Consider the following 11008-nt stretch of genomic DNA (forward strand, 5'->3'; position numbering starts at 1 on the left):
TTTTGCGAGATTGTCTTTAATTACTGAGAAAAACGACTCAATTGCACTTGATACATCTGCTTTGTCGATGCCAGTTTTGTCTGAAATTTCTACGATTACGTCTGCCTTAGTCACTTGTTGAAAATTTTAAGTTAAAAAATATATTGAACGATAATGGTTTTTTCGTTACTTTCCTGATAATGAACGCATTAACCTAACGTTAACGAGCTTTTTCGATTATTCTTGGCCCCCCCTGATTCTTAGGGGACACAAAGGTAAGGCTTTGATTTTAATTATGAAAGAAACAAAAAAATAAATATGCCATTTTTTTTTTGTAAATGCTTAATTGTTAGACATTTGGCAATATCGTAAATAATAGGTAGTTTATATTTTGAAGTGATTCGGGAATTAAAATTCAAAATAAGGGCTTAATTTATAATCTGTATTTCATCATAAAATCTTTTATCCACAATTAATGCAATACCTTTTTTTCTCTCAGAAAATAACCGCTTGGTACGAAACGAACAAACGTGATTTGCCTTGGCGAAATATCCATAATCCCTATTTTATCTGGCTTTCCGAGGTTATACTCCAACAAACTCGTGTGGTTCAGGGTATGCCGTACTATTTTAAATTTATTGAAACCTTCCCGACTGTCGAAGACTTGGCGGCGGCTGATGAGAAAGATGTGCTACGACTTTGGCAGGGTTTAGGCTATTATTCGAGGGCGAGAAATTTACATACCACCGCAAAAATGGTGGTTGAAAATTACGATGGGAAATTTCCAACTACTTATCATGAACTCTTAAAATTAAAAGGAGTTGGTACCTACACCGCAGCAGCAATTGCCTCATTTGCTTTTGGCGAAAAAGTGGCGGTATTGGATGGAAACGTCTATCGGGTACTTTCAAGGGTATTTGGAGAAACTACGGATATTGCCAGCAATGAGGCTAAAAAGGTATTTACAAAAATTGCTGAAACGGTACTTCCCAATCAAGATTGTGATATTCATAACCAAGCAATTATGGAGTTTGGGGCCATTCAATGCACACCATCTTCGCCCAATTGCATGTTTTGTCCGCTGTCCATAGAATGTGTGGCGAATGCTATGGGGTGGGTGAGTGTCTTACCCGTTAAATCTAAGAAACTAAAAGTTCGAGAAAGATTTTTTAATTATTTTGTCATTGAACAAAGTCGTAATTTTGTGATGCATGAGCGTACACACAAAGATGTTTGGTCGGGTATGTATGATTTTTATTTAAAAGAGTTATCGGAAAATACGGATTCATTGGAAGATATCATTTCGGGTGATATTTTTCTAAACGATTTATTGAAAAATTCTATAATTAAAAGAGAATCAATTATTTACACGCATATTTTAACGCACCAAAAGATTCAAACAAAGTTTTGGCATGTTGAAATTTATCCTGATTTTATGGTAAATTTACCTACAGATTTTCAGTGGTATTCGCTCAATGAAGTGGATGATTTGCCCAAATCAACTTTGGTAAATAATTATTTGACATCTTTTATTTTTCCGACCAAATAGATTAAATATAAAGTATAGAATAATTTATTTTTAGAATATTGAAAGGATTTAGGTATATTATTATTAAAAATTGATGTAGATTTTAAAGATTTCTGTAAATTCATGAAAATTTAAACAAAAACTACAACCATGGCAGGCGTAAACAAAGTAATTCTATTAGGAAATCTGGGTTCAGATCCAGAAGTTCGTTCTCTACCAAGTGGCTCAAAAGTAGCATCCTTCAGTATTGCCACTTCTGAAGCTTATAATAACAAAGAAGGCGTTCGGGTTGAACAAACCGAATGGCACAGAATTGAGCTTTGGGACAACTTGGCAAATATTGCTGAACAATACCTCCATAAAGGCGATTCTGCTTACGTAGAAGGCAAAATCAGAACCGAAGAATATACCGACAAAGATGGTATTGCTCGTAAAATCGTGAAAATCAGAGGAACATCTTTGACCTTGGTTGGTAGCAAAAGAGATAATAACCAAGAAGGCGGTTCTGCTCCACAGGCGCAAGCACCTCGACCTGCTCCGGCACCAGTGGCAGCTCCTACTCCTGAATTTGACACAAACGCTGGCGGAGACGGAAGCGATGATTTACCATTTTAATTATTTCCAAGGTTTTAGGGGTTAGGTTTGAAGAAATAAATCTCAACATTCGCTTACTTCTAAAACCTAACCCCTAACCCCTAAAACCTTAACAAAAATATTTTGGAAACACGATTATCCGACGAACCTCACCCGATTTTGGTGCTTTTAGCGCAGGTTGATAGCACCTCTTCATACAGTGTATATGGAATCAATGCCTTGGTTCTCGTAGGCCTATTGCTTCTTTCTGCCTTATTGGCAGGTTCAGAAGTTGCCTTTTTTTCTCTCTCTGCCGAAGAGCGTGCTGCTTGTCGTGAAAGTGAAAGTAGTAGTGAAAGAACAATTGCAAAATTATTAGATAAACCTCAGCAATTATTAGCCACCCTCCTGATTTCCATCAACTTAGTCAACATTACTTTCATTACCATTGCCACGTATATGACAGAGGAAATTGTTGGTGAAAAGGAAAAAGAAGGACTCGTAGCAACCTTAATCTTATTGGTAGGCGTAACTTTTATCATTACTTTTTTTGGAGAGTTAATCCCCAAGGTTTGGGCTCAGCAAAATAATTTGCGTTTTGCCAAAATTACGGCTCAATTAATCTACGTGGCAACAACCATTTTCTCGCCACTTTCGTCTGTTTTATTAGGAATTAGTAATATTATCGAAAAAAGGGTTGAACGTAAAGGTTACAGTATCACTGCTGATGAGTTGAATCATGCTTTAGAAATAACAACGGGTAAGGATACAACCGCTCAAGAAAAAGATATTTTGAAAGGAATTGTCAATTTCGGAAGTATTTCTGCTAAAAGTGTGATGCGCTCTCGGAGGGATATTACCGCTTTTGATATTAATTACGATTTTCATGAATTGATGGATAAAATCAATAAATCTGGTTATTCTCGGGTACCCGTTTATAAAGAAACTATTGATAAAATTGATGGTGTTTTATATATGAAAGACCTTTTACCGCACATTGATAAAGATGAAAATTTTAAATGGCAAGAATTAATTAGAAATGCTTTTTTTATCCCTGAAAGTAAAAAGATTGATGATTTATTGTACGATTTCCAAGAAAAAAGAGTTCACATGGCAGTGGTTGTAAATGAATACGGCGAGACGGAAGGCATTGTAACGATGGAAGATATAATCGAAGAAATTGTGGGAGATATTCACGATGAATCGGATGTTGAAGATTTGGGATACGTAAAACTAATTGATGGTTCTTATGAATTTGAAGGAAAAGTCGCACTAAACGATGTTTGTCGAGCGCTAAATATTGAAAATGATTATTTCGACAAAGTTCGTGGCGACAGCGAATCGTTGGGTGGATTGATGATTGAGTTGTTCACTCGGCTACCTTATGCAGGCGAAGAAATTGAGTATGAAAAGTTTAAATTCAGAATTTCTTCGGTAGATACTCGAAGAATTAAAAAAGTAAAAGTTACTCCAGAAGTTGAAATTGACGAAGTGAGTCGGGAGTTATCCTAAAAATTTTAAACCTATGAAAAAATACCTCTTAGCTATACTTTGTGTATCATGTACTGAAATGATGACGCCAATTGATAGTTTTAACGATTCTCAAGATTTGGGCTTAATTGAAAATGTTGGACAAATACAGGAAGCATCTGGAATAGTAGCAAGCTATCGAAATAAGGGCTTTTTGTGGACGCACAATGACAGCGGTGATAGAAACCGCATCTTTTTGTTGGATGCTAATGGAAAAGGTACCCGTGAATTCAATTTAGAAGGAGCAACAAATCGTGATTGGGAGGCAATTTCAATGGCACAATTTCCTGAAGGCTCTTACCTTTATGTTGGAGAAATTGGTGATAATAATGCTGTGCACCCCGAATCAGCTATTTATAGAGTCCCAGAGCCTGATGTTACGGCAACTACCGCTCAGTATGTTACCCTAAAAAATGTTCAGAAAATATCATTCAAATATCCCGACGGACCAAGAGATGCTGAATGTTTTTTGATTGACCAATATTCTAAAGATATTTTTATTATCAGCAAAAGAGAGAATAATAAACGCTTGTACAAATTGTCTTATCCACAATCTTATACCCAAACTACCACCGCCGAATTCGTACAAGAACTGAATTTTTCGAATATTCCAGGTACGCCAAGTTATATAACGGATGGAAATATTTCGGTCGATAATAAGGAAATAATTATTAAAAATTATCTGCAAGTTTTTCATTGGCGAAGGAATACGAACGAAAGTATTCCCGATGCTTTAAAACGCACCCCAACGATGCTTCCTTACACGGCTGAACCGCAGGGCGAAGGTGTTTGTTTCTCTCAAGATGGTTCAGGATATTATACGATAAGCGAAACTGGGCCTAATTTTTTACCTGTTCATTTGTATTTTTATAAGCGGAAATAGCCTCGCTTCGCAGCAGGAAGGAAAATAAGGATAAAAGGAGGAGGGAGAAAGGAGAAAATTTATCATAATTTCTCCTTTCTCCCTCCTCCTTTTTCCCCCTTACTCCTATCAATGCGAAGAAATATCAGGCACTGGAGCGGAAGCATGAAATTTATCATAAATCCTTTGTGAATAATTATCTAATAATTCAATAATTCGCTCTCGATTATCTGCTTTTACGATGAAACCAATATGATGTTCCATTTCCATTCGCCAGAATATTTCTGGGTCGTTAAAACTCTCCGTATCAGGGCATTCGTGATTGCATAAAGAAATCACAATGCCCGAATAATTATTTTCTACTTTGGGTAAATCATAACTTTCTCCTTTTGCCATGGCGGTTTCAATTTTTGCCCATTCACGCCATAAATTTATGCCCGATGAAGCCTCCACCATTTCGGCTAAGTTCGCTCCGCCAACTCGTGAAGCCGTTTCCAAAAAGATAATTTCTCCCGTTTCATGGTCCTTGATAAACTCGGAATGACTGGCTGAATAATTCATACCAAAAGCGTTCATTACTTCCTCATTGACTTTTTGCAAGGCTTTCTCATCCTCTGAATCAAAACGTACCGTCACCGAGCGAAAGATTCCCCCACCGTGAGCAACCTCCATTGGGGTTGAAAGATATTGACTGCATCGACTAAAAATGATTTTTCCATTCACCGATAAAGAATCCACGTGAAAGACATCCCCAGGGCGGAATTGTTCTACCAAATATTCATGCCGACGGTCGCCAAGATGATGGATTACCTCCCATAATTGGTCGGCATTATGAACCTTTTTGATACCCGTTGCCGATGCCTCCGAGCGTGGTTTTACAACGACTGGAAAAGTTACTTTTTGGGTATATTCAAAAACATCTTGGTCATTAAAAAGACTTGAAAACATCGGTATTTTTATGCCCGCTTCTTGGGATTTCATACGCATCGCCAATTTATCTCTAAAATATCGACTGGTGGTTTGCCCCATGCCCGGAATACGAAAATGTTCTCGCAAATGAGCCGCCTTTTCAACGTCAAAATCATCTAATGCAACGATTCTATCTACTTTTTTCGACCGCATCATGTAGGCAAGTCCTATGATAATTTCGTTCATATCAAACGAGCCATCGGATTTTTCTTCTACATAAAAAACTTCATCAATATATTCACGAACCCAAGGCTTATGCTCTAATTTTTTATTGGTTAAAAGATAAACAGTATTGCCCGCTTGCTTGCACGAGCGAAGGAATTCATTGCCTTTAAAAAAGGTGGAAAGACAGAGGAATGAGAGCGGTTGGGACATTTTGGTTTGCGGGTTTGTTGGTAAACCCAAATTAGTGATTTTTTTGAGTTTTTGCAAATTGATAACCTTTGAATAGTTGTCATTGCGAGTGAAACGAAGCAATCTTTTAGAATGATGAAAAAGACTTGGAACACAACGCTAAGAGTTCAAAGTTCCTTTCAAAAACTCAACAGATTGCATCGTTACGCTGGCAATGACAGCCATTTATAGATTTATACTACAACTATATTCTCCAAAAACTCCAACAATAATCTAACCCCAAAAGCTGTCCCTGTACGCTGTGGAGCAAATTCTGTATCACCAAAAGCCGTTCCTGCGATGTCGAGATGAGCCCAATTTTGATGATTATCCGTGAATACTTCCAAAAATTTTGTCGCTGAAATTGCTCCTGCCATTGGTTTCCCCGAATAATTACGAACATCGGCAATATCAGAAGTAATATCTTCTTTATAAATATCCCACAAAGGCAAACGCCATAGTCTTTCGCCCGTTTGGTCGGCGGCTTTTGTGAGATTTTGGGCTAATTCGTCATTGTTTGTAAACATCCCTGCGGCATGGTAACCTAAAGTCGCTACGCAACTGCCAGTGAGCGTGGCTAAATCAATCATGGTATCGGGTTGATAGTTTTTTACGAGATAATTTAAACCGTCCGCCAAAATCAATCTTCCCTCCGCATCGGTATCAATAATTTCAATGGTTTTGCCTGAATATGAACCAATTACATCACTCGGTTTGAAAGATTTTCCATCCACCGAATTCTCACAGGCGGGCACAATACCCACCAAATGCACGGGTAATTTCAACTTTGCCGCTAATTCAATCGTGCCAAAAACGGCCGCCGCTCCGCCCATATCTGACTTCATGAGGTGCATATTGGTAGAAGACTTTATCGAAATTCCACCCGTATCAAACGTTACGCCTTTGCCTACCAAACCAATTTTTTGCTTAGCTTCGGGCGATTTATATTCCATGATAATCAAAACTGGCGGATGTTCACTGCCTTGTCCAACTGCCAAAAGAGCATCTAATTTCTGAGATTTGAGTTGTTGTTTCTCTAAAATCGTTACGGAATAATCAAACTTTTTACCCGAATCAACCGCCCATTTTGCTAAAACGTAGGGCGTTTTTTTATTGGCAGGAGCATTCATCAAATCAAACATTTGCATCTGCGTTTTTGAAATAGCTTTGCCTCTAACAATTGATTTTTTGGCATTTTCTGACGTAGATAAAATATTAATAATTCCCTCTTTTTCAAATACTGGAAACGTTTTTCTTCCTTCCGTTTTGTATAAATCCAAATCATAACCTCCTAACATCGAGCCAATTATAGCACATTCAATCCATTCATCAGGCAAATTCTGGACATCAATCGTAACTTCATTGGGAAGTTTGGATTTTTGCTTTAAAAACATGGTTCGAAAGGCTTTGATGATGTCGGATGAGTCCGGTTTTTTACCCAAACCTAATAAAATAATTTTCTGATTGTTAGGAGAATAGACAACTTGAAATTCTTTCAAATCAGCTTTAAAATCTTGTTTTACTAATTCAAGATTTAATTCAAAATCATCACTAACTTTCTGAAGTTTTTTTACAAAACTATCGTCTTGTAAAAAAGAAAAAATAATAACCTTTGTATCAGGATTTAGCTGAGAAATATGGTTAATTTTCATATTATGTAAGCCGAATCTCCTGATTCGGTTTTAGAGTCGATGTTGCCGAATCAGGAGATTCAGCGTACAATAAATAAAAAATGCCACCTTTTTTGGGTGGCATTAATAAATTGTTAATATTCATCCTCGTTAAAGAAGAAATCATCTTTAGTCGGATAGTCGGGCCAGATTTCTTCGATGCTTTCATACGGTTGTCCGTCATCTTCTAATTCTTGCACGTTTTCAACAACTTCCAAAGGCGATCCAGTACGGATTGCGAAGTCAATAAGTTCGTCCTTTGTTGCAGGCCATGGTGCATCTTCAAGGTAGGATGCTAATTCAAGTGTCCAGTACATAATCTATGAATTTGGTTACGATTAATTACTAATTTAAAGTTCTGAAAATAAGAATATTAAACTCTAAATTCTTATCGTTTTTTATCAGGATTGCAAAAGTATAATTTTTTTGCTTACGAAAAACTTTTTTAATAAAAAATTCTTGTGTTGAATTAACTAATTTTATTTAAAAAAATTATATCTTATCAAAAATAATTTCTAAAAATGCGTTTTAATTATAAATCTATCAAAATTGAAGTCTGTGCTTTCTCACTCGAATCATGTCTGGCGGCGGAAAAAGGTGGCGCAAATCGCATTGAACTTTGCGGTTCGATGTACGAAGGAGGTACAACGCCCTCGGCTGGTTTAATACAAATTGCCAAACAACGAGTCAATATCCAAATTCATGCCATGATTCGCCCTCGTGGAGGAGATTTTTGCTATTCGGATGATGAAATTTTCGTCATGCAGGCAGATATACGCATGGCAAAAGTACTTGGATGCGAAGGAATAGTTTTGGGAGTTTTACAGCCGAATGGACAAGTAAATATAACCCAAACAAAGGCATTAGTGGCTTTGGCAAAACCCATGCAAGTAACTTTTCACCGAGCCATCGACATGACTCCCGATTATTCAAAAGCGCTCGAAGATATTATCGAAACGGGTTGTGATAGAATTTTGACTTCGGGACAAAAAAATACGGCTACGGAAGGCATTGAAGCGATTGAAAACTTAGTAAAACAAGCCAATGGCAGAATCGAAATCATGGCAGGAAGTGGCATAAATGCCGATAATGCTCAAACATTAATCCATACGGGCGTAAATGCCTTACACCTCACAGGCAAGGCAAGCCGAGAATCTGAAATGATTTATCGGAAAGCAGGAATTGCGATGGGTGGACTTTCAGAAGTCCCTGAGTATGAAATCGTTTATTCAGACTTTGAAAAGATTCGGGCGGTTGTAGAGTGTGTAGTTTGAAAATAGAATCCAAAATTATTGCGAAAACAATATACCACGGATTTAACGGATTGAGCAGATTTACACGGATTTTTCAATATTTATCTGTGTAAATCCGTACAATCTGTTAAATCTGTGGTCTAACTGTTCATCGTTTACGTGTTGCAAGATTACCTACAAAAGGTTCTGCAAATAAGCGGATATTTGTGCGATGCAACTGGTGAATAAATCTGGCTTTAAAATTAAGGTGAAAATTACGCCAAAAGCCGCTCCGTATAAATGGGCAGAGTGTCCAATATTATCCAAATTTCGTTTCGACATATAAATTGAATATGCCGTATATAAAATAGCGAATACAAAGGCTGGCATTTGTATAAAATAGACGTACATACTCGACGTTGGAGCAAATAAAATGGACGAAAAAATTACGGCAGAAACACCACCAGATGCTCCCAGCGCATTGTATCCGCTATCATTTTTATGATCGACATAAGATGGAATATTGGCCACAATTATCCCTACTAAATACAACAATACGTATAAAATTCCTCCTGTGGTTTCTCCAAAAAGGGCAGAAAAATAATATTCAATATTTCGCCCAAAAAAGAATAGCGTAAACATGTTGAAAAACAAATGTCCATAATCGGCATGAAGAAATCCTGACGTAAGGAAACGGTAATATTCTTGATTTCGCTGTGCGGAATATGGATTCATAATCCACTTATTCATGATGCTATGATTGTTCCAAGCATAAAGGCTAAGGGCAACGGTAATTCCTATAAAAATGAAGGTTAATGACATATTTGGATTTGGGATTTTGTGGGTTTTGTCATTGCGAGTGCAACGACGCAATCTGTTGGGTTGATGCAATTGAGTTTAAAATCTTATGCTCATAAGCTAACAGATTGCTTCGCTACGCTCGCAATGACACTCTCTTGACTCGCAATGACAGTACTCATATTAAAACTACACCTCTCTATCAATCAACATCTCCGCAAAGGCTCTTAGTTCAGTTTTGCGTTCTTCATCTACTTTCAGGGCATTTAAACATTTTAATCCTTTGTCAAAATAATCATTAATTTTGGCTACGGCTAATTGTTTGATTCCTAATGAATCATAAATTTCCGTAACGGCTTTCACTTTCTCAGCATTATCAAACGTTTTGATATTCAGCCATTTATCTAAGTTTTCTTTGGTTTCGCCCGATGCTTTTTCGATGGCTTCAATGAGCATGAAGGTTTTTTTGTTGGAGATAATATCACCGCCTACTTGCTTGCCGAATTTCTCTGGGTCGCCGTAAACATCCAATAAATCATCTTTCAACTGAAAACCTAAACCGATATTAATACCTATTTCGTACAATAATTCACACGATTTATCGCTTGCTCCCGCAATAATTCCGCCTAATTCTAAGGAAAAACCTAAAAGAACGGACGTTTTGAGTTTAATCATTTCGAGATATTCCGCTTCGGTAACTTGCTCACGACTCTCGAAATTCATGTCTAATTGTTGTCCCTCACAAACCTCCGCCGCCGTGCGATTAAAGCGTTTCATGGCTTTTTTGAAACGGCTGTCTTCCACTTCCATCAAAAGTTCATACGCCTGTACGAGCATCACATCACCCGAAAGAATGGCGATATTGGCATTCCATTTTTCGTGAACCGTTGGTTTTCCACGACGAAGCGGCGCATTATCCATAATATCATCGTGCATCAAGGTAAAATTATGAAAAACCTCCACCGCAGAGGCAGGTTTCACGGCTTTTTGCCAATCATCAGTGAATAATGCAGTTGCCATTAAGGTCATCAACGGACGCATTCTTTTGCCCCCCAAAGCCATTAAATAGCGGATGGGTTCGTATAATTCAACTGGATTTTCGCCGTAAGTTTGTTGAGAAAATTCTTCGTTTAGTGCTTGTTGAAAGTTTTTAGTAGTCATGTTTTTTATTTACGGATTGGGGATTAGATGTTAGGGATTAGCTTTTCAATCCTCACGCTAATTCTCAATATAATTTTTGCCAAATTTAGGCAGAAGAATTTGAATCTTTGTATTATCTGTAACCGCTTTCCCAACGTCTTTATATTACATCCGTGGCGAGTGTTCACTGGGACGATTTCTATGGTAAAAACAAGGAAAAAGTATTAAAAAAGTACAAATTACTTTTCAAAAACTATTGGTTGTGATATAGTTTTCGACATAACATTCTTTTCGTTTAACGCAAGCAAAAATACGATGAACAAGTTTATTACAA

Annotated in this window: 11 protein-coding genes; 5 read left to right on the forward strand and 6 right to left on the reverse strand. The window is 37.3% G+C overall.

The annotated features are described in order from the left end of the window. Nucleotides 1-114 (reverse strand): HU family DNA-binding protein (locus AC1W31_RS19165; protein ID WP_481736115.1); only part of this gene is annotated, 114 nt, incomplete at its 3' end. Nucleotides 115-454: 340 nt separating this feature from the next. Between AC1W31_RS19165 and mutY the strand changes: the two genes are divergently transcribed. The 4 genes from mutY (at nt 455) to AC1W31_RS19185 (ending at nt 4493) form a co-directional block, all read left to right on the forward strand. Then, a complete protein-coding gene (mutY, locus tag AC1W31_RS19170; protein ID WP_481736105.1) occupies nt 455-1528 on the forward strand; it encodes an A/G-specific adenine glycosylase in 1074 nt (357 codons plus the stop codon). Between the two features lie 129 nt (nt 1529-1657). Beyond that, complete coding sequence (locus tag AC1W31_RS19175; RefSeq protein WP_481736106.1) at nt 1658-2122, forward strand: single-stranded DNA-binding protein; 465 nt, start codon at nt 1658-1660, stop codon at nt 2120-2122. Nucleotides 2123-2224: 102 nt separating this feature from the next. Next, nucleotides 2225-3592 (forward strand): gliding motility-associated protein GldE, encoded by a 1368-nt coding sequence (gene gldE / locus AC1W31_RS19180; protein WP_481736107.1) that lies wholly within the window; start codon nt 2225-2227, stop codon nt 3590-3592. 13 nt (nt 3593-3605) lie between these two features. Beyond that, nucleotides 3606-4493 carry a hypothetical protein gene (locus tag AC1W31_RS19185; RefSeq protein WP_481736108.1) on the forward strand — a complete coding sequence of 296 codons (888 nt, stop codon included), beginning with the start codon at nt 3606-3608 and terminating at the stop codon, nt 4491-4493. Nucleotides 4494-4601: 108 nt separating this feature from the next. Here AC1W31_RS19185 and AC1W31_RS19190 read toward each other — a convergent pair whose 3' ends face one another. The 3 genes from AC1W31_RS19190 to AC1W31_RS19200 all read right to left on the reverse strand — a co-directional run bounded on the left by AC1W31_RS19190 (nt 4602) and on the right by AC1W31_RS19200 (nt 7821). Continuing rightward, complete coding sequence (locus AC1W31_RS19190; protein WP_481736109.1) at nt 4602-5816, reverse strand: ATP-grasp domain-containing protein; 1215 nt, start codon at nt 5814-5816, stop codon at nt 4602-4604. Between the two features lie 212 nt (nt 5817-6028). Continuing rightward, the gene (locus AC1W31_RS19195; protein ID WP_481736110.1) at nt 6029-7486 is read right to left on the reverse strand and encodes a leucyl aminopeptidase family protein; all 1458 of its coding nucleotides are present in this window, start codon (nt 7484-7486) and stop codon (nt 6029-6031) included. Between the two features lie 113 nt (nt 7487-7599). Then, complete coding sequence (locus tag AC1W31_RS19200; RefSeq protein WP_481736111.1) at nt 7600-7821, reverse strand: DUF2795 domain-containing protein; 222 nt, start codon at nt 7819-7821, stop codon at nt 7600-7602. A gap of 204 nt (nt 7822-8025) precedes the next feature. Between AC1W31_RS19200 and AC1W31_RS19205 the strand changes: the two genes are divergently transcribed. Then, entirely contained in the window at nt 8026-8778 is a 753-nt protein-coding gene (locus AC1W31_RS19205; protein WP_481736112.1) for a copper homeostasis protein CutC, read from the forward strand. A 153-nt stretch (nt 8779-8931) separates the two neighbouring features. Here AC1W31_RS19205 and AC1W31_RS19210 read toward each other — a convergent pair whose 3' ends face one another. Both AC1W31_RS19210 and AC1W31_RS19215 read right to left on the reverse strand, forming a co-directional pair. After that, complete coding sequence (locus AC1W31_RS19210; RefSeq protein ID WP_481736113.1) at nt 8932-9558, reverse strand: rhomboid family intramembrane serine protease; 627 nt, start codon at nt 9556-9558, stop codon at nt 8932-8934. Nucleotides 9559-9723: 165 nt separating this feature from the next. Then, nucleotides 9724-10695 carry a polyprenyl synthetase family protein gene (locus AC1W31_RS19215; protein ID WP_481736114.1) on the reverse strand — a complete coding sequence of 324 codons (972 nt, stop codon included), beginning with the start codon at nt 10693-10695 and terminating at the stop codon, nt 9724-9726. Nucleotides 10696-11008: the final 313 nt, after the last annotated feature.

Source organism: Arcicella sp., assembly GCF_964672035.1.

Coding starts and splice junctions, on each gene's coding strand:
- AC1W31_RS19195 (WP_481736110.1), bottom strand. CDS start 7,486: ATGAAAATTAACCATATTTCTCAGCTAAATCCTGATACAAAGGTTATT.
- AC1W31_RS19210 (WP_481736113.1), bottom strand. CDS start 9,558: ATGTCATTAACCTTCATTTTTATAGGAATTACCGTTGCCCTTAGCCTT.
- AC1W31_RS19205 (WP_481736112.1), top strand. CDS start 8,026: ATGCGTTTTAATTATAAATCTATCAAAATTGAAGTCTGTGCTTTCTCA.
- mutY (WP_481736105.1), top strand. CDS start 455: ATGCAATACCTTTTTTTCTCTCAGAAAATAACCGCTTGGTACGAAACG.
- AC1W31_RS19215 (WP_481736114.1), bottom strand. CDS start 10,695: ATGACTACTAAAAACTTTCAACAAGCACTAAACGAAGAATTTTCTCAA.
- AC1W31_RS19190 (WP_481736109.1), bottom strand. CDS start 5,816: ATGTCCCAACCGCTCTCATTCCTCTGTCTTTCCACCTTTTTTAAAGGC.
- AC1W31_RS19185 (WP_481736108.1), top strand. CDS start 3,606: ATGAAAAAATACCTCTTAGCTATACTTTGTGTATCATGTACTGAAATG.
- AC1W31_RS19175 (WP_481736106.1), top strand. CDS start 1,658: ATGGCAGGCGTAAACAAAGTAATTCTATTAGGAAATCTGGGTTCAGAT.
- AC1W31_RS19200 (WP_481736111.1), bottom strand. CDS start 7,821: ATGTACTGGACACTTGAATTAGCATCCTACCTTGAAGATGCACCATGG.